The sequence below is a fragment of the Nonomuraea sediminis genome (assembly GCF_018531495.1).
Classification (GTDB): Bacteria; Actinomycetota; Actinomycetes; order Streptosporangiales; family Streptosporangiaceae; genus Nonomuraea; species Nonomuraea sediminis.
This window is the reverse complement of record NZ_JAHDTI010000004.1, coordinates 520,761-539,948: the sequence shown is the minus strand read 5'-3', so window position 1 is coordinate 539,948 and position 19,188 is coordinate 520,761. Positions and strand designations below refer to the sequence as shown.

General features: G+C 72.5%; 13 protein-coding genes. 3 read left to right on the top strand and 10 right to left on the bottom strand.

Going from position 1 to position 19,188, the window contains the following annotated elements:
* Positions 1–19 precede the first annotated feature (19 nt).
* Genes KIK09_RS22365 through KIK09_RS60100 form a run of 3 tightly spaced genes read left to right on the top strand, consistent with a single transcriptional unit; the run spans position 20 to position 4,952 of the window.
* On the top strand, positions 20–1,864 hold the full coding sequence (locus tag KIK09_RS22365) for an ABC transporter substrate-binding protein (RefSeq protein ID WP_214321218.1): 1,845 nt from the start codon (positions 20–22) through the stop codon (positions 1,862–1,864).
* A gap of 5 nt (positions 1,865–1,869) precedes the next feature.
* On the top strand, positions 1,870–2,937 hold the full coding sequence (locus KIK09_RS22360; RefSeq protein WP_214321217.1) for an erythromycin esterase family protein: 1,068 nt from the start codon (positions 1,870–1,872) through the stop codon (positions 2,935–2,937).
* Complete coding sequence (locus KIK09_RS60100) at positions 2,934–4,952, top strand: prolyl oligopeptidase family serine peptidase (protein ID WP_214321216.1); 2,019 nt, start codon at positions 2,934–2,936, stop codon at positions 4,950–4,952. Before KIK09_RS22360 ends, KIK09_RS60100 begins: the two co-directional genes overlap by 4 nt.
* On the opposite strand, the gene KIK09_RS22350 is transcribed toward KIK09_RS60100, so the two are convergent.
* From KIK09_RS22350 to KIK09_RS22305, 10 genes are all read right to left on the bottom strand, one after another.
* A complete protein-coding gene (locus tag KIK09_RS22350) occupies positions 4,930–6,564 on the bottom strand; it encodes a helix-turn-helix domain-containing protein (protein WP_214321215.1) in 1,635 nt (544 codons plus the stop codon). The genes KIK09_RS60100 and KIK09_RS22350 overlap by 23 nt on opposite strands.
* 89 nt (positions 6,565–6,653) lie before the next feature.
* On the bottom strand, positions 6,654–7,763 hold the full coding sequence (gene menC, locus KIK09_RS22345) for an o-succinylbenzoate synthase (RefSeq protein ID WP_214321214.1): 1,110 nt from the start codon (positions 7,761–7,763) through the stop codon (positions 6,654–6,656).
* A complete protein-coding gene (locus tag KIK09_RS22340; RefSeq protein WP_308164234.1) occupies positions 7,760–8,632 on the bottom strand; it encodes a GNAT family N-acetyltransferase in 873 nt (290 codons plus the stop codon). Before KIK09_RS22340 ends, menC begins: the two co-directional genes overlap by 4 nt.
* An 87-nt stretch (positions 8,633–8,719) precedes the next feature.
* Positions 8,720–10,954 (bottom strand): translocation/assembly module TamB domain-containing protein, encoded by a 2,235-nt coding sequence (locus tag KIK09_RS22335; RefSeq protein WP_214321213.1) that lies wholly within the window; start codon positions 10,952–10,954, stop codon positions 8,720–8,722.
* A gap of 14 nt (positions 10,955–10,968) precedes the next feature.
* Positions 10,969–12,558 carry a PucR family transcriptional regulator gene (locus KIK09_RS60095; RefSeq protein WP_214321212.1) on the bottom strand — a complete coding sequence of 530 codons (1,590 nt, stop codon included), beginning with the start codon at positions 12,556–12,558 and terminating at the stop codon, positions 10,969–10,971.
* Positions 12,555–14,078 carry an N-acyl-D-amino-acid deacylase family protein gene (locus KIK09_RS22325; RefSeq protein WP_214321211.1) on the bottom strand — a complete coding sequence of 508 codons (1,524 nt, stop codon included), beginning with the start codon at positions 14,076–14,078 and terminating at the stop codon, positions 12,555–12,557. The genes KIK09_RS60095 and KIK09_RS22325 overlap by 4 nt, the downstream gene beginning before the upstream one ends.
* 17 nt (positions 14,079–14,095) lie before the next feature.
* Complete coding sequence (locus KIK09_RS22320; RefSeq protein WP_214321210.1) at positions 14,096–15,814, bottom strand: oligopeptide/dipeptide ABC transporter ATP-binding protein; 1,719 nt, start codon at positions 15,812–15,814, stop codon at positions 14,096–14,098.
* Positions 15,804–16,664 (bottom strand): ABC transporter permease, encoded by an 861-nt coding sequence (locus KIK09_RS22315; protein WP_250573546.1) that lies wholly within the window; start codon positions 16,662–16,664, stop codon positions 15,804–15,806. The genes KIK09_RS22320 and KIK09_RS22315 overlap by 11 nt, the downstream gene beginning before the upstream one ends.
* Positions 16,661–17,608 (bottom strand): ABC transporter permease, encoded by a 948-nt coding sequence (locus tag KIK09_RS22310; protein WP_214321209.1) that lies wholly within the window; start codon positions 17,606–17,608, stop codon positions 16,661–16,663. Before KIK09_RS22310 ends, KIK09_RS22315 begins: the two co-directional genes overlap by 4 nt.
* The gene (locus KIK09_RS22305) at positions 17,608–19,155 is read right to left on the bottom strand and encodes an ABC transporter substrate-binding protein (protein WP_214321208.1); all 1,548 of its coding nucleotides are present in this window, start codon (positions 19,153–19,155) and stop codon (positions 17,608–17,610) included. The genes KIK09_RS22310 and KIK09_RS22305 overlap by 1 nt, the downstream gene beginning before the upstream one ends.
* Positions 19,156–19,188 lie beyond the last annotated feature (33 nt).

The window sequence follows — 19,188 nt, the reverse complement described above, 5'->3', positions numbered from 1 at the left end:
TTGAAGTAAGGAGCCATCCATGTCCCGCAAACAACTCGCCGTGGCGCTCACCGCCACGGTCGCCATGCTCGCCACGGCGTGCACCGGCTCCGGGGGCACGACGAAGAACGTCGCGGCCGGTTACAGCGCCGTGCCGAAGCAGTCGGGCGCCCCCAAGGACGGCGGGACGGCCACGGTCGCGTTGACCCCGGGGCTCAGCCCCAACTACATCTACCCGTACCCGCCGGCCTCGGCCAACGGGACCGTCATCGCCCGCGGGCTGATGTGGCGTTCCCTCTACCGGCCGAGCGGGCAGGGCGACCAGGTCGTGGACGCCGAGCTGAGCCTGGCCGAGGCCCCGTCCTACAGCCCCGACCGCAAGACCGTGACCATCAAGATGAAGGACTACAAGTGGTCCAACGGCACCCCGGTCACGGCCGATGACGTCGTCTTCTCCTTCGCCCTGCTGAAGGCCGCGCTCGCCAAGAGCCCGGCCAACTGGAGCTTCTACACCCCCGGCCAGTTCCCCGACGGGGTCACGGCGGAGGCCGCCGCGCCGGACACGCTCACGTTCCGGCTGGAGACCGCCTACAACCCGTCGTACCTGCTTTCCATGCTGGCGCTGCTGTACGTGATGCCGTCGAAGGAGTGGAACATCGCCGGCCCCGGAGGCCCGCACCTGGACTACACCAAGCCGAAGAACGCGACGGCGATCTACCAGTACCTCACCAAGCAGTCCGAGTCGCAGTCCACGTTCGCCACCAACCCGCTGTGGCAGATCGTCAACGGCCCGTACCGCCTCAAGAGCTTCGACCCGACGACCGGTTCGTTCTCCCTTGCCCCCAACAAGGCCTACAGCGGCCCGGGCGAGTCGCGGCTCGACCAGGTCGACTTCAAGGCCTTCACCTCCGCCGCCGCGGTGCTCAACCAGTTCAAGGCGGGCAACCTGACCGTCGGCACGCTGGACTCCAGCTTCATCACCCAGATCAACGCGCTGAAGGCCACGGGGTACAACGTCTACGGCGCCCCCGCGCCGGCCCGCTTCGACTCACTGACCATCAACTTCAAGAACACCGTCGGCGGGTTCGACAAGATCATCTCTCAGGGGTACGTCAGGCAGGCCCTGCAGCGCCTGGTCGACCAGCCGGGCTACATCGCCAGCAGGGGCATCTACAACGGCGCCGGTTCGCTGAACTACAGCACCGCGGGCAGCGACTCCCCCTACCCGCCCGGGTTCGGCGACAAGCCGCCCTACCCGCACGACCCCGCCGCCGCCGAGAAGCTGCTCACCGACCACGGCTGGAAGGTGGTGCCGGGCGGCAACACCACCTGCGAGCGGCCCGGCACCGGGCCGGACGAGTGCGGCGCCGGCATCCCGCGAGGGCAGACGATCAGCTTCACGCTGGCCTCCGCGAACACCCCGGCCTACGTCGGCGCCCGCGACATCGCGTTCGCCTCGGCGGCCAAGAAGCTCGGCATCGAGGTCAAGATCGTGACCAAGGCGCTCAACTACATGTACGCCAACTACGGCAACACCTTCGCGCCCGCCACCAAGAACGAGTGGGCGATGCAGGACTACGGGCCGCTGTATCTCGCGGCCGGGTACCCCAGCAGCAACACGGTGTTCAACACCAAGGGCAGCTTCAACCTGGGCAGCTACCAGAACGCCGAGGTGGACAAGCTGATCGACGCCTCGACGTTCGGCGCGGACGCCAAGGCCCTGTCGGCCGAGGTGACCCGCATCGCCGAGGACCTGCCCGTACTCTTCTTCCCGACCCCGCACACGCTGGTCGTGTGGAAGGACACCCTGTCCGGCCCGCAGTCGTCGTTCAAGGCCCTGCTCAGCTTCCTCTACACCCCGGAACAATGGTATTTCCACAGCTGACGTCCATGATCGGCGATGCCAGGGTGGTGGCCGTCGGCGAGGGCGCCCACAACATCACCGAGTTCCACGAGTTCAGGGACGAGCTGCTCCGGTTGCTCGTCCGTGAGCACGGGTTCACCGCCTTCGTCATGGAGTCCGGCTTCGCCGAGGGGCTGGCGGTCGACGCGTGGATCCACGGCGGGCCTGGGCGGGTCGAGGACGTCGCCCGCGACGGCATCACCTACCGGTTCGGCGAGTGCGAGCCGATGTGGCGGCAGTTGAGCTGGATGCGCCAGGAGAAGGTCGGCTTCTACGGGATGGACCTGCCCGGCTCGTCCACGTCTCCTGGGCCTGCCGTACGGGCGATCCTCGAGCGGATGCCGGGTGACGAGGAGCTCCTGCGCCTGAGCGACCTGGGCGGCCGGACGGAGGCGGCGGTCCGCTACGCGGCCATGCCCGCCGCCGACCGCACCCGGTTGACCGAGGGGCTCCGCGCGCTGGCCGATCGTGCGCTCTTGCACGAGGACGAGGTCGTACGGCGGTGCGCGGCCTCGTTGGCCGCCTTCCTCGAGGAGCTGGGCACGCCGCCGGCGGGGCCGTACCCGAGAGAGGTGTTCATGGCGGACACCGTGCGGTGGGTCCTGGAGCGCGAGGAGCGCGTCGTCGTGAGCGCGCACAACGCGCACGTGCGGCGCACGCCCTTCCTGGACAGGCCGATGCTGGGCGGCCTGCTCGCCCCCGCGCTGGGAGACGACCTCGTGGTCATCGGGATGACCTACGGCTCAGGCCCCGAGGTCCGCTTCACGCAGCGGTCGCCGCGCCCGTTCGACTGCGAGGTCTCGCTCGAGGAGCGGGTCCTGGCGCCGAACTCCATCGAGGCGCGGCTGGAGCGCCTCGACGAGCCCGTGTCCTTCGTCGACCTCCGCCGCGCGCCCGCCGAGCTCTTCGACGGCGTCGACGGCACGGCGGCCGCGGGCGGTCTCGACCTCGTCGACGACTTCCCCGCGGCCTACGACGCGCTGATCCACTTCCGGCAGGTCAGCCGAGTCCCCGGCGCGTTCGAGCGCCTCCGCGACGAACTGGAGTCAGCGTGACCCCTTACCCGCCCACCCGCACCGTCGAGGTCATCGCCGACGTCGCGGGCGTCCAGGTGCCCGACCCGTACCGCTGGCTGGAGGAGGAGACCCCTGAGGTGCGGGATTGGCAGCTACGGCAGGCCGAGCTGGCCACCGCCGCCATCGGCGATCAGGACCTGGCGGCCGCCCGGGACCTGATCGAGGCCTACGACGCCGGTTCCCGCCCGGCCCTGCCGAAACACGCGGCAGGACGCTGGTTCCGCGCCGTGGGGTCGCAGGTGGTCGTCGCCGACCGGCCGTACGGGGACGGACGGCCGGTGATCGACCTCGCCGCGTTCGGCGGCGAGGCGTTCCTGTCCTGGCTGGCACCGGCGCCGGACGGCCGCACCCTGGCCCTGGGCATCTGCACCGACGGCAGCGAGCACAACACCATCCGGCTCGTCGAGGTCGACTCGGGGCGGGTGCTCGACGGCGCGCCGGAGCAGGTTCTGCACAGCGCGTGGGCGGGGGGCGCCTCGTGGCTGCCCGACAGCAGCGGCTTCTACTTCTTCGCCCTCACCGGCTCACCGCAGGAGTTCCGTCAGGCGGTGTTCCTCCACCGGCACGGGAAGACCGCCGTGGAACCGATCCCGGTCGGGGAGGGTTCCCGCGAGTACACGCTCGTCCAGCTGTCGACGGACGGCCGGTGGGCCGTCGCCGCCCATCGCGTGGGCAGCCCGATCCCCGTCGCGGTGCGCGACCTGTCGGAGCCTGGGACGGCATGGCGTCCCTTCGTCACCGAGTGCCAGGGGACGATCGCCGGGCACATCGTCGGCGACCACTACGTCGCCGTGACCGACGTCGCGGCGCCTCGCGGGCGGGTGGTCGCCATCCCGCTCGACGCGGCCGATCCCGATGACCCGGCGGGCTGGACCGAGCTCGTGCCGGAAGGCGACACGGTGCTGCGCTCCCTCACCCCTGTCGGCGAGCACCTGTACCTCAGCGAGTTCGACCAGACGTTCGCCAGGGTCCGGATCATCGACCGCTCGGGCGCCACCACCGGCGAGGTCCCCCTCCCCGGCCGGGGGGCGCTGGGCGCTCCCTTCTTCGCGCTCACCGCCCTGGCCGCCGGCGCTCCCGTGGACGACTTCGTCTTCACCTTCTCCACGCTGACCAGCTCCTGGGGCGTCTACCGGCACCGGCCCGGGGAGAGTGAGCTCGAGACGCTGGTTGTCCCCGCCGTCACCCTCGACGCCGAGCTGGAAGCCGGGTGGGCCGTCGCGCCCGATGGTGTCCCGATCCCGTACCACGTGGTGCGCTCCGCCGGGAGCAGCCCGGCGCCGGTGCTGATCTCCGCGTACGGCGCGGCCAACGTGCCCCTCCTCCCCCAGTACCAGCCCGACCTGGCCGCCTTCGTCGCCGCCGGCGGCGTGCTCGTCCAGGCGTACCTGCGCGGGGGCGGCGAGTTCGGCCGGGACTGGTACCTGGGCGCGCACCGGGAGAAACGGCACGTCCGCGACGCCGACCTCGTCGCGGTCGCCGAGCACCTCATCGCCACGGGCCTCACGACCGCCGACCGGCTCGCGCTGACGGGCGGGTCCGACGGCGGCCTCATGTGCGGGGTCGCCGTCACCACCCGGCCCGACCTGTGGCGTGCCGTACTGCCGAGGGCGCCTCTGCTTGATCTCGTCGGCGGCACCCGTGACCCCTATCTCGACTTCGTCATCCGCAAGGCCTGGGGGGATCCCGACGATCCGGCGCAGGTGCGGCGGCTGCTGGGGCTCTCGCCGTACGAGCTGGTCAGGCCCGGCATCTTTCCCGCGGTCTACATCCAGGCCGGGGCGACCGATCCGCGGTGTCGCCCCTGGCACGCGCGCAAGTTCGCCGCGCGGATGCAGGCCGCGCAGGAAGGAGAGGCGCCGATCCTGGTGCACGTCTTCGACAACGCCGGGCACGGCGCGGCGACCTCCCACGACGTCGCGGTCGCGCAGGACACCGAATGGCTGGCGTTCCTGGTCAGGATGCTCGATCTCAGCCGTCAGGGGCCGATCTGATGGACATCAGGCGCAGTTGCAGCATGGCCGACAGGCGCGCGCTCGGGTCGTTGAGGTCGATGCGGCCGACCTCGGCCGCGCGGCGCAGCCGGTACCGGAACGTGTTGGGGTGCACGTACATCGCGGCGGAGGCCACCGCGACGTCGCCGAAGGCGTCGAGCCAGGCGCGCAGCGTCTCGATCAGGCTGCTCTGGTGCTCCTTGTCGTAGACGACGAGGCGCGCGACGGCGCCGCTGGGAATGTCCCCGCGCGGGACGATGTCGGCGAGCTCGAGCACCAGCGCCTCGACGTGGACGTCGTCCAGGAGGGCCACCTGCTGGGCGACGACCCCTGACCGCAGGACGCGCAGCGCCCGTTCGGCCCCCGCGCGCGATCGGGCGAGCGCCGAGCTGCCGGTGGCCAGGGGGCCCACCCCGACCAGCGGGCGCAGGCGGGAACCGACGCGGGCCAGGAACTCGCCGGCGACCACGACCGCGCGTTCCTCGGCGTCCTGCCGGTTCTGCGGGAGGGGAAGGATGCCGTAGGCGACGTCGCCGATCAGCGCCGTGGCCGCGCGCGGGTGCACGGCGGTCAGGTGCATGGCGAAGGCGTCGGCGAGCCGCTTGCGTTCGGCGGCGAGCTGGGCCGGCAGGGGATGCTCGGTCGAACCGACGACGGTGAGCGCGAGGACGACCGCGGGCTCGTCCTTCAGCCCGAGCCGGCGCACCGCCTCCAGCGATCCGGGTCCGCTCTCGAGCGCGGTGTTCAGCAGCTCCGCTCGCAGCCGCCGCTCCATGTCGGTGTCCGCGCGCTGCCACACCATGTGCATCGCGACGAGCTTGGAGGCCTCGTAGAGGGCCTGGCTGCGTTCCTCGCTCAGGAGCTCGGGGACGACCACCCAGATCGTGCCGAGGATCTCGTCCCCCGCCCGTACCGCGATCGCCACGCGCGGCAGCTCGCCCGTCTCGGGCAGCGGCGCCACGAAGACGGGCCTGTCGCTGCGATAGATCGCCTGGAACACCCCGCGCTCCTCCAGGATGCGGGTGTAGTGCGGCGGGACCTGCCGGCCGAGGATCGTCTGGACCCGCGACGGGTCCGCCTCCTCCTGCCGGCTGGAGAAGGCCAGCAGGCGCGAGTTGCGGTCCTCGATGGTGACGGGTGCGTCGAGCAGCGCGGCGATGGCGTTGGCGACGGCGAAGAGGTCACCGGACCGGATCCGGCCGAGCATCTGGGCGTCGGGGTCTCTGTCGGCCGTCAACGTCCTGAGCATCCCGGCCAGGTACGTCCATGACGCGCCGCGGGCGAACGAGAGCACCGCCACACCCGCTTCGCGCGCCGCCGTGGCGAGCCGTTCGTCGGCCACGACGGGCGCGCGGACCACCAGCCCGACGGCGCCGCGCTGCCCGAGCCGGGTCACGAACTGGGCGATGTCGGCGGGATCGTGCAGGCCGACGCCCAGCACCAGCGCGTTGTCCGGCAGTTCGGGCTCGTCGAGCGGGTCGTGGATGACCACGCCGCCGATGTCGGCGGCGAGCCCGGCGTCGCCGCAGACGACGTCGAGCAGTGTGGTGCCGAGCTCCTCCAGGACGCGCCCGAGGCTGGCTCGCGGAAGGCTGGTCACGGTGTCGAGCACACGCCTGAAGCTAGCTCAGCGCGGGTGCGTGCTCGTTCGGTCGCCATGACGAAATGATGCCATCCCGTTCGTCGAACGGGACAGCCCCATTAGGGATTAACGGGCACCCATTTCGTCGTGACCGTGACGGCTTCCAGCACGTCGGGGATCGGGGTGACGCCGAGCCCCGGCCCGGTCGGGACGGCGAGGTGTCCGTCCTGGAGGCGGAACGGCGGCGTGATGTCGGTCCGGTAGTAGCGGTCGGAGGCCGAGGTGTCGCCGGGCAGCAGGAACCCGGGCAGCGCGGCGAGCGCGACGTTGGCGGCGCGGCCCAGTCCCGTCTCGAGCATGCCGCCGCACCAGACCGGGACGCCGTGCGCGGCACAGACGTCGTGGATCCTCCTGGCCTCGAGGTATCCGCCCACGCGGCCCGGCTTGATGTTCACGATCTGGCAGGCTCCGAGCGCGATCGCGTCGGCGGCGGCGCGGGCGGAGACGATCGATTCGTCGAGGCAGATCGGGGTGGCGATCCGCTTGGCGAGCTCCGCGTGCCCGAGGAGGTCGTCCTCCGGCAGTGGCTGCTCCACCAGGAGCAGGTCGAACGGGTCGAGCCCGGCCAGGTGCCGGGCGTCGCCGCGCCCGTAGGCGGTGTTGGCGTCGACCTGCAGCAGGATGTCGCCGAACCGTTCGCGCACGGCGCGGACCGGCTCGACGTCCCAGCCGGGTTCGATCTTCAGCTTGATCCGCAGGTAGCCGACCTCCAGGTAGGCGGCGACCGCGTCGAGCAGCGCGGGGATCGACTCCATGATCCCCACGGACACCCCGCACGGCACGGTGTCGCGGACGGCGCCGAGAGCGTGGCCGAAAGAGACGCCGCGGGCGCGGAGATCCGCGTCCAGCACCGCCGTCTCCAGCGCGGCCTTGGCCATGCGGTGGCCCTTGAACGCCGCCAGAGCAGGGGCGACCTTATGCGCGTTCAGGTCCGTCACCTCGGCCAGCGCCGGGATCAGGTAGCGGCTCAGGACGTCGGCGGAGGCGTGCGTGTACTCCGAGGAGTACAGCGGCGCCGTCCCCGCGCCGCACTCGCCCCACCCCTCGGCCTCGTCGGTGACCACGCGCACCAGCAGCGCCTCCCGTACGGTCTCCGTCCCGAACGACGTTCGGAACGGAGACACGAGCGGCAGCTCGATGGTGCGGATCTCGACTCCGGTGAGTTTCACTTCGCCTCCTGCTTGTCCACGACGTACCAGCCCGCGCGGTCGAAGCCGCGCACCCGCGCTCCCCCGGCGAGCAACTCGCCGAGGACGTCCCGCACCGCCTTCCGCCAATCCGCGGCGCAGGCCGGGTCGCTCTCCCGCATGGCCTCGATGTCGGGAGGCACGCCGACGAGCACCGTGCCCGCGTCGGCACGTCCGGCGACCGGCCCGCCCGCGGCGGAGACGCCCAAAGCCACCGCGGCGCCACCCGCATCGGTCTGCCGGGGAAGGCCGACGCAGGCCGCCTCCACGGCGGGCGTCTCCAGCCGCCACCGGACCAGGACCCTGTCGGTGTCGTCGCTGCGGTTGATGTCGTCGTCCATCGGGCCGTAGAAGTTCGGCAGGTACTCGACGGGATCGGCGGCCAGCTTGGCGAGGTTGAAGTACGCGTTGCGCCGTATCAACGGGTCGTACGTCCAGACGACCTCGCTGACGCCGCGCAGCATCGCCCAGGCACGCTGGTGCAGCTTCAGCGCGAAGCCGACGTTGCGTCCCTGCGTGCGCGCAAGCACCCCGGCGATGTGACTGTGCAGGGTCGCGCGCGCGGGCGGGGAGAAGAAGCCGAAGCAGGCGCCCACCAACTCGCCCTCGTCGAAGGCGCCGCTCACGTAGCTGCCCGCCTTCGTCATCGCCACCAGCAGGTCGGCCGTCACAGGAGGGTTGTTCTCGCCCGTGCGCCAGATGCGCTCGTACAGGCGACGCACGGCCTCGAGCTCGCTGACGCTGTCCAGGACGCGGATGTCGACGCCCGCGGTGCGCGCGGCGGCCTCGGCCGCGGCGCACGCAGCGTCGACGGGCGGCGACTCGCGACGGTCGCGGATGAGATCAGTCACGCCGGCCATGGTTTCAGCCGGCCCCGTCCCGTAGCTGGTCCAAGAGGATGGGACGGCGGGGCCCGTTTCGTCCGGTCGGACAAGCGGCTACGCCGGTCTGGCCAGGCGGGCGAAGGACAGCACGACGACGGTCGACAGCAGCCAGCCCAGCATGCCGGCCAGGTTCAGCAGTGTGGAGACGAGTCTCCCTCCCGCCGTGCCCGCCTCGGGATACCACGTGGCGCGCTGGCCCAGGGACATCAGCGGGATGACGGTGTCCACCGTGTAGAAGACCGGGTCGAAGCAGCGGACCTGCCCGTCGCCGCAGGGGCCTGGGCGGGTGGCGAGCCGCGTGGCGGTCGCGGTGGAATCCGGCCCCGCTGCCGGCTCGTCCACGGTGACCAGACGCCCGTCGACCGCGTAGACGTTGCCGCGCGGATCGGTGGCCCGCAACGTCTGCTGCACGGGGGACAGGTGCATCATGATGCCGACCAGGACCAGCAGGGCTCCGAGCAGCCACAGCGCGCGGCCGGGGCGGTAGCCGTACCCGACGGTGAGCCCGTAGAGGGTGTCGCGCAGGTCGCGCAGCAGCCGGCGCGCCGACCGGCCCGGCGGCCGCTCCTTCCTGGCGCGTCTGCGCTGCTCGATGAGCAGCCGCTCGGCCTCGGCGGGACGGCCGTGCTGGCGGAACACCCTGGCCGCCTGCTCGTACGGCCCGGCGTCGAAGGGAACCATGGCCGCCAGCCAGTCACGGCGCTCCCGCCAGGCCCAGGACCCGTGGTAACGGTCGTACACGAACCCGGCGATCGCCGAGCGGCGCGGCCACGTGGCCGGGTCGTCGGTGAGCACGGTGGTGAACGCGCCCGTCAGGTCCACCGATTCGGGAGCCTCGGCCCAGCGCAGGTCCATGCCGCCGCGCGCGGTGGCGTGCCCTGCCTCGAGCTCGCCGCCGAAGCCGCCGTCCTTGCAGTCGAGCCGCCCTTCCACGGTGCACCGGTTCAGCGATACGCGGCCGCTGAAGCCGCCGGAGAGCACGATCGACCCTCTGACCACCGACCGCTCCAGCGAGAGCGCGTCGCCGCCCGGATTCTCGACCCGGGCGCCCTGGGCGTCCAGGTTGCCGCCGATCGTCGCCGAGCGGAACCTGATCCTGCCGCCGGCCGCCTCCAGGTCCTGGATGTTGACGTTGCTGTCGACGATCGCGCCCTGCGCGGCGATGAGCGAGCCCTCCTCAGGCCCGCTCCACCGGGTTCCGCGAAGCGTGAGGTCTCCCTTGATGTGCGCGCCCGCCAGCCGCAGCGTGCCGCGGACCGCCACTCCCTCCTCGAGGATGAGGCTGGAGCGCAGTTCGGCGTTCGTCAGGTCGAGGGCCCGCCCGCCGTCCACCTGGAACGCGCATCCCTGGTGAACGTGGATGACGCTGAAGGAGCCCATGGACAGGTCCACCCCGCCGGCGACGCGGCACTCGCCCTCGATGCTGAGGTTCCCGCCCACGAACAGCCCCGGCGCGCTGATCGCGGTCCCCGTGCGGCGCAGGCTCGCGTAGCCGACGCCCTTGACCGCCTCGGTGGGCTCGACATCCGCGTTGCGGACCAGGAACTGGCCGGACACCCGGGCGTTCCCCAGGTCGATGCGGCCGCGGATGAGCGGGCGGCGGCCCGTCTGGTCGTCGATGATGAACACGCTGCCGCCGATGCGCGCGTCGCCCAGGTCCAGCGCCAGCCCGCGGTCGGGCCGGGTCAGCCGGGCTCCGGTCAGGTCCAGAGAGCCGCCCACGTCGATGCCGAGCAGCCGCATCCCGCCGCGCGCCTCGAATCCGTGCAGGAGCCTGATCGTCCCGCCGACCCGCATGCGATCAGCCTGTACGGCACGCATCTCCGCGTCGATCACGGTGTCCAGGCAGAGCAGCCGCCCGCCGATCTCCGACTCGCACAGCCACACCGCCGCGCTGCGGGAAGTGCTGGCCGCGGTCCACAGGCCGCCGCTGATCCGCGATCTGGACAGGTCCAGGTCCCGGCGCACCCGCAGCCCGTTGGCCAGGATGCCCGGGACCGTGCAGCCGTCGAGAACCAGCTGGTGCAGCTCGGCGCCGTCGAGGTCGAGGGGGCTGTCGAAAGTGCAGTCCAGGAACCGCAGGGGGAAGCGGATCTCCATGCCGCTGAGGTCCAGCCCGCCCGCGATCCTGGCTCCCCGGATGGCCAGCCCCCGGGGATCGAGCTCCTCGGGGTCCCGCCGGCACAGCTCGCGCAACAGGTGGGCCTCGATGACGAGCTGCTCGCCGTCCTGTGGCTGTATGACCTGGCCGGCCGTACAGGCCTGCAGTAAGGACGACTCATCCAGCATGTGATCAGATTATTTCAGTGCGTGGCGTCCTTTCGTTCGTCGTTTCGCGGCGCGCCCGGGTCGAGCCGCAGTTGCAGTGCCAGGGCCAGCCGGACGTCGGGGTCGTCCAGGGCGACGAACTCGCCGGCCCTGCGCAGGCGGTAGCGCAGGGTGTTGGGGTGCAGTGACAGCGTCTCGGCCGCCTTGGGCACGTCGTAGTGCGCCGCCGTCCACACCCGCAGGCTGTGCACCCAGTCGGTGCCGTGCTTGGCGTCGTGCTCGGCCAGCACCGACAGGGGTTCGCCGACCAGGGCGGGGCCGGCGCGCATGGCGGCCGCCACCTCCTGCAGGAACAGCGCCGCCGACAGTTCCTCGTGCCCGCCGACCCGGCCGGTGGCGAACTGCCCGCACATCGCCCGCAGCGCCTCCCCTGCCTGGCGGGCGCTGAGCGGCGCCTGGACCACGGAGGGCACGGTCCTGCCGATCCCGGCCCGCCATCGGCCGCCCAGCCGCTCCTCGATCTGGGCCAGCGTCCCCGCGGTGATCCTGCGCAGCATGGGCGCGGTCGAGTCGACAGCCACGACCGCGTAGGCGTGTCCGTCGACCGCGCCCACCGCGCCCCTGATCCGGTAGGCGGCGTAGGCGGTGCGCAGGAGGTCTCCGGCGTGTCCGGCGGCGAACACGTCGCCTTCGCCCGATCCGATGGCGACCACCACGACCGGCTCGCCGGGGTTGAGGCCGAAGGAGGTGGCCAGCTCGCCGACCGGTCCCACGCCGCGCAGCAGCCGGCCGAGCCACTCGTCTCTGGTCCTGCGCGCCTCGTCGGCGGCCAGGTTGATCCTGGCCAGGTGCGGGGCGGCGGTCCGCGCGGCCTCGGCCAGGATCCGGGGCGCGTCGGGTTCGAGCGGGGTGTCGGCTTCGACGACCCAGATGCTGCCGAGCGCCTCGCCTCCCGCCCGGATCGCGATGGCCAGCCGGGGCAGGTAGTCGCGCGGCTCGTAGCTCCACACCGCCTGGTCGGAGCGCAGGACGGCGGCGTACTCCTCGGCGTGGGTCGGGTGCTCGGGGACCCTGCGGCCCAGGATGCCCTCCCTGCGCAGGTCGTCGATCCGCTGCCCGCCGACCGTGGAGTAGGCCAGGACGCGCATGGCCAGGTCCTCGATGGCCACGGCTCCGCCCACGCGCGCCGCCACCTGGTTGGCCAGGGCGAACAGGTCGGCCGCCGTCGTCTCGCCCAGGTCGGCGGCCGGGGCGACGACGGCCAGGAGGGCGTCGACCAGCGCGTAGAGCTGGCCCCACGCCATACCGGGGGCGGCCGCCAGGAGCGCGACGCCCGCCGTACCCGCGGCCTCCGCCAGGGCCTCGAGGCTCCCAGGGACGCCAGGTCCGCGGATCACCACGGCGGCCGCCCCCGCGGTGGCGGCCTGCCGTACGTCTGCCGGCTCGGGGCGGCCGGTCAGCAGGAGCAGCGCGCCCTCGGCCGCGGCCAGGGGCTCGCCCGCGCCGTGGATGGCGGGCGCGCCGACCAGCGTCTGCCTTCCGCCGGGCAGGCGGATCGCGGTCACGGCGTCGGGGCCGAGGCTGTCGAGCAGCGCGCCGAGCGTGACGCGTCCGTTGGCGCTCACCGGCGCAGCACCCGCCCGTGCCTTCCGCCGGTGAACTCGCCGTCCTCGATCACGGGGTGACCGGCCAGGAGCACGTGCCTGACGCCCACCGGGGCCACGTCCGGCACCTCGTAGGTCCCGGCGTGCCCGATGACCTCGGGGTCGAAGACGCAGACGTCGGCCACGGCCCCCGTCCCGAGCCAGCCGCGGTCGGCCAGGCCGAACTGGGCGGCCGTGGCCGAGGTGACCTTGCGGATCGCCTCCGGCATCGGCACGACCCCGCGCTCGCGGACGTAGTTCCCGAGGAAGACGGGGAACGTGCCGAACGTGCGCGGGTGGTTGGGGCCGACCGGCAGGCCGCTGTCGGAGCCGACGGAGACCAGCGGATGCCGCATGATCCGGATGACGTCGTCGTCGTGCATGGTGTGGAAGACGCCCATCCCGTGCGGGTCGTCCATGATCAGGTCGCACAGCGCGTCCCAGGGTTCGCGGCCGTCGAGCACCTCGGACAGCCGCTTGCCCAGGCTCATGAGCTGGACGTCCTCCGGGTGCACCTCGCGCCACAGGCCGACGCCGGTGCCCTGATCCGGGTCCTCGGCGAGGGCGCGCAGCTTGGCGCGCTCGCCGGGGTCGCCCAGCCGCCTGAGCAGTTCGTCCTGCCCGCCCTCGCAGGCCATCGGCGGCAGCAACGCCACCAGCTCGGTGCCGAACGCCTGGTACGGATAGACGTCGGCACGCACGTCGACGCCTCGCGCCCGGGCCTCGGTCAGCACGGCGAGCAGCATCTCCGAGTCCCCGTGCACCGCGCGCCCCGAAGCCTTGCAGTGCGAGACCTGCAGCCGCAGCCGCGCCTGCTCGGCCACGGCGACGGCCTCGTCGAGCGCGTCGGCCAGCCCCTCGCTCTCGCTGCGCATGTGGGTGGCGTAGACGAGGTTCCACCGGCGGGCGACGCGGGCCAGCGCAACCAGCTCCTCGGTGCCGGCGTAGGCCCCGGGCACGTACTCCAGCCCGCTCGACAGCCCCACCGCTCCGGCCTCGAACGCCTCGGCCGCCAGCCGTTCCATCCTGGCCAGCGCGCCGGGCGGCAGGGCGGCGTCCATCCCGGCGACGGCCGCGCGCAGGGTGTTGTGCCCGACGAGGACGGCCAGGTTGCCGGTCGTCCCCGCCCGCTCGACAGCGTCGAAGTAGTCGCCGAACGCCGGGAAGGCCCGGTCGGACAGGATCTCCGGCACCAGCGGCGGGGTCAGCTCGGTGACCGGTGCGCTGGAGAAGCCACAGTTGCCGACGATCTCGGTGGTGACGCCCTGCCGCAGCTTGAACGGGTGCTCCCCGGCGAGGAAGGGCACCGTGTCGGAGTGGCTGTGGGGGTCGACGAAGCCGGGCGCGACGACGAGCCCGTCCACGTCGATGACGCGGGCGGCCGCCCCGAGCTCGCGCCCGATCGCGACGATCCGCCCGCCGCTGACCGCCACGTCAGCGGTACGGCCGGCAGAGCCGAACCCGTCGTGGACGGTGCCCGCGCGCAGGATGAGGTCATGCATGAAGGAGGCCTTTCTTCTTAAGGAACGGCGGCGACCAGCCGCCGGGTGTAGTCGTGCGCGGGGGCGTCCAGGACCGCCGCGGTGTCCCCCTCCTCGACGACCTGTCCTTTGAACAGCACCACGGTCCTGACCGCGACCTGCCTGACCACGGCCAGGTCGTGGGTGATGAAGAGCATCCCGGTGCCCAGCTCCCTGCCGAGGCGCCGCAGCAGTTCGAGCACGTGGGCCTGGACGGAGACGTCCAGCGAGGCCACCGGCTCGTCACAGATGAGCAGCGACGGGCGCACCGCCAGCGCCCTGGCGATGGCCACCCGCTGCCGCTCGCCGCCCGACATCCCCTTCGGGCGTCGCGCGGCGTACCCGGGAGGCAGGCCGACCAGCTCCAGCAGCTCGCCGGGCGCGAGCCGTCCGTCCGGTTCCGCGCGGGCCGCCGCCTCGGCCAGGGTCGCGCCCACGGTCATGGCGGGGTTGAGCGAGGTGCTCGGGTCCTGGAACACGCACTGGACCAGCCGGTGGACCCGGACTCGATCCTGCCTGGTCAGGGCGCGGCGGCGGGTGATGTCGAGCCCGTCGAGCTCGATGCGCCCCTGGTCGGGGGTGACCAGTCCGAGGAGGGAACGGGCCAGCGTGGTCTTGCCCGAGCCCGACTCGCCGACCAGCCCGACCGTCTCCCCCGCCGTCACCCGGAGGCTGACGCCGCCGAGCGCGGTGTGCGTGCCGTACCGCTTGACGAGGTCGTCCACCACGAGCAGCGGCGCGCCTGACCCGGTGGGGAGCGTGCCCGTCGCGACGTCGCGGGCGGTGAGCCGCGGGATGGTGTCGTGGACGCACGCGGTGAGGCGGCCGTCGCCGAGCTCGCGCAGCGGCGGGCGGGAGTCGTGGCACTGCGTGGTCGCATGGTCGCAGCGGGTGGCGAACGCGCACTCCGACGCCACCTGCGCGGCCGGTGGGACGCTGCCGGGGATGCCGGTGAGGCGTTCGAGCGTGCGCTCCACCGAAGGGAGTGCGCCCAGCAGCCCGACGGTGTACGGATGGGCCGGCGCCTGGGCCAGGGACGCCCCCGGTCCGTGTTCGAGGACGCGTCCCGCGTACATCACCGAGACCCGGTCGCAGACGGCGAAGGCCACCCGCAGGTCGTGGGTGATCAGCAGCACGCCCATGCCGCGGTCGGCCTGGACCCTGGCCAGCAGGGCGAGGATCTCATGCTGGGTGGTGGCGTCCAGGGCGGTGGTGGGCTCGTCGGCGATCAGCAGTTCCGGGTCCCCGGCCAGCGCGGCGGCCAGGGCCACCCGCTGCCGCATGCCGCCGGAGAGCTGGAAGGGGTAGCGCTTGGCGACGGACGGGTCGTCGATGCCGACCTCGGCCAGCCTGCGCACCACCTCCTCGCGGGTCGCCCGGCCCGGCATCGTCTCGGCGATGTGCGCCCCTGCCGTGCGCAGCGGATTGAGCATGGAGAACGGGTCCTGCATCAGCAGCGAGACGCGCCGTCCCCTGAGGCCGCGCAGCGTCCGTTCGCCGGCCGTGCCGACGATCTCCACGCCGCCGACCCGGATGGAGCCGGAGGCGCGCAGCCCCTTGGGCAGCAGGCCGATGGCGGCCCGCGCGGTCAGTGACTTGCCGCTGCCCGACTCGCCCACCAGCCCGGCCATCTCGCCTGCCGCGACGGTGAGCCCGGCGCCGTCGACGATCGTCCCCGCGGGCCCGGTGATCGTCAGATCGTTGATCTCAAGCAGCATCGGAGAGCCTCTCGAACAGCCGGTCGCCCAGCAGGGTCGCGGCGGTGGCGGCGACGGTGACCAGCGCCGCGGGGACGACGGAGGCCCACGGGTTGAGGTCGAGCAGCGTGCGGTTCTCCTCGATCATCAGACCCCAGTCGGGGGTGCCCGCGGGCAGCCCGATCCCGAGGAACGACAGCCCGGACAGCGCGACCAGCCCGGCGACGAAGCTGAGCAGCGCACCGGCGACGACCGTCGGCGCGATGTTGGGCAGCAGGTGCCTGAACATGATCCGCGCCGGGCTGAGCCCGAGCGTGCGGGCGGCCTCGGCGTAGGCGAGCTCGCGCTGGGCCATGGTCAGGCTGCGGACCACGCGGATGTCGCCGGGGGTGAACAGCACGGCCAGCGCCAGGACGGACCAGCCGATCCCGCCGCCGAGCACGCCGACCAGGACGATGAGGACCAGCATGCCCGGCAGGGCGATGAGCAGGTCGACGATCCGCATCATGATCGAGTCCACCCAGCCGCCCCGGTAGCCGGCCAGCAGCCCGAGCGTGGTGCTCATCGCGCAGGTGCACAGCGTCACGATCAACGGCCAGAGCAGGGCGGAGCGCGCCCCTGCCAGGCAGCGTGAGAGCACGTCGCGGCCCAGGTCGTCGGTGCCAGCCCAGTGCGCCCAGCTCGGCATCGTCGCGCCGAGCGCGACGTCCTGCGCGGCCGGGTCGTAGGGGGCGATCCACATGCCGCCGATCGCGGCCAGTGCCATGACCGCCAGCACCACCGCAGACGCCACTGCCATGAACCCGGGCTTCGTCCGGCGCAGCCGCGCCACTCGCCCGCCGAACAGGGGTGTTCCCGAGACAGCGGTCATGAGGCCACCGCCCCGTGCCTGACCCGCGGGTCCACGGCCAGGTAGGCCAGGTCGATCAGCAGGTTGACCGCGACGACCACGGCGCCGCCGAGCAGCACCAGGGCCTGGACGACGGGGATGTCCTTCTGCGCGACGGCCGTCACGATCAGTTCGCCGAGCCCCCGCAGCCCGAAGGCCCGCTCGACGAACAGCGCCCCGGTGAGGTTGGCGGCCAGCAGCAGCCCGCCGACGGTGAGGACGGGCAGCGCGGTGTTGCGCAGGGCGTAGCTGATCCAGACGCGCGGCAGGCCCAGCCCGCGCGCCCTGGCGAAGGTGAGGTAGTCCTGACCGGCCAGGTCGAGGGCGGCGGCGCGCATCTGCCGCACGACGACGGCGGCCTGCCCGGTGGCCAGGGCCACGGCAGGCAGCGTGAGGTGGGCGATCTGGTCGGCCGCCGTCTCGCCGGCCCCGAAGACGGGGAACCAGCCGAGCGTGACGGCGAAGCCGTACAGCAGCAGGATGCTCAGCGCGAACGGCGGCACGGCCAGCGCGACCAGCGAGGTCAGCGTGATGCCCTGGTCAAGCCCGCCGCCGCGGCGCATGGCGGCGGCCAGGCCCACCGGGATCCCGACGCCGACCGTGAGGATGATCGCGTAGGTGGCCAGGCCCGCGGTGACGGGCAGGCGGTCGGCGACCATGTCCGTGACGGGCTCCCGCGTGGAGATCGAGGTGCCGAAGTCCCCGTGGAGGGCCCCGCCGAGCCAGGACAGGTAGCGCTCGTGGAGGGGGTCGTCGAGGTGGAACTGCGCCCGGATGGCGGCGCGGGTCTCGGGAGTGGAGGGGCGCGCGCCGAGCAGGACGCGTTCAGGGTCGCCAGGGGCGGCGGCCAGCAGGACGAAGCTGAGCAGCGACAGCACCCAGAGCAGCACGACCGCGGCGCCCAGACGGCGGGCGAGGAAGGCCATCAGGCACCGGCCGGGCGCACGGCGCCGAGGACGTCGATCGTCCAGGTGCCCACGTCGAGGGTGAAACGCTTGTTCAGGGCGTAGGCCACCTCGCTGTGGAACAGCGGCAGGTAGGGCACCTGGTCGGCCGCCTCGGTGAGCACCTTCGTGATCGCCTCCCGCCTGGCCTCGCCTTCCAGGCTGCCCACGTCGTCGAGCTCGGCGTCCAGGGCGGCGGTGCCGTACAGGCTGAAGTTGAAGCCCTGCGGCTGCGCGGAGGCGCGGCTGAGCAGGTCGGGCAGGACCTCGCTCGGGTCGGGAGTGCCGTAGTAGAGGTTCGACATCTGCACCGAAAGGCCCTCGTGGGACATGCGCTGCGTGAAGTACTTCTCGGTCGGCAGCGGCTTGAGCTCCAGCGTGATCCCGATCTTGGCGAGGTCGGCCGCGACGGCCTGCATCGCCTTGACGTGCGCGCCGCCGCTGTCGTACGGCGCGGCGAGGGTGAAGCCGTGCGGGTAGGCCGACTTGGCCAGCTCCGCCTTGGCCGCCTCCAGGTCGTGGGCGTAGGAGGGCACCGCCGGCCAGTCGGCGCCGTAGATGGCGGTGAGCTGCGGCTTGGGCAGGAGCAGGTCGGCCTGGCCGCCGTGCCCGCCCGTCATGAGCTGGGCCAGGGCGGCCCTGTCGACGGCGTGCGCGATGGCGCGGCGCACGTGCACGTCCTTGAGCGGGCCCTGGACCGCCAGTGACAGGAAGGCGATGTTGTCGGCCGGCACGAAGCTCGTGGTGACGCCGGGCAGGCTGGTCCACTTGCGCGCCTCGCTGGTCCGCACGTCGGCGGTGCCGTCGACCTCGCCGGAGGACACCGCCAGCCGGAGCGTCTCGGGGTCGGAGATCGTCTTGAGCTCGATCCTGCGCAACGCGGGCTTGGGACCCCAGTACAGCGGGTTGCGTTCCAGGGTGACGCCCTGGGTGAGGCTGTACTTGGTGACCTTGAACGGGCCGGAGCCGAGCGTGCCCACCTCGGGCGATCCAAGGTCCTGGGGGTGCGCCTCGGCCAGCTTCTTCGGCACGATCTGCCAGGCCAGCGCCGCCGTGGGCAGGAAGGCCTGGTTCGGCCTGGACAGCGTCACCGTGACCGTGCGCGGGCCGGTGGCCTCGACCTTCTTGACCGTGGTGACGTAGCTGGCGGCCTGGGAGGCGACCTTGGGATCTGTGTGGCGGCTCAGGGAGAAGGCGGCGTCCTCGGCGGTGACCGGGTTGCCGTCACTGAACTTCACGCCCTCGCGCATGGTGAAGACGTAGGTGCGGGGGTCGGGGTGGGTCCAGGACTCGGCGACGCTCGGGAGCACCTCGCCCTTCTTCCCTAGGGTGACCATGGTGTCCAGGACGGCGAACTGGACGATGGTGGAGGTGTTGAAGGCATGGGCGATGTCGAGGCTGTTGGGCACATCGCTCATCGCCCAGCGCAACGTGTCTGCTGCCTGGCCCTGCTTCGACCCTGCGCAGCCTGCGGACAGCAGGAGGAGGGCGGCCAGCGCGACCCTGGGGAGCGCGGTTGCGGATCTCATGCCCTCGGACGCTAGAAGGCGGACGCCCCGCGT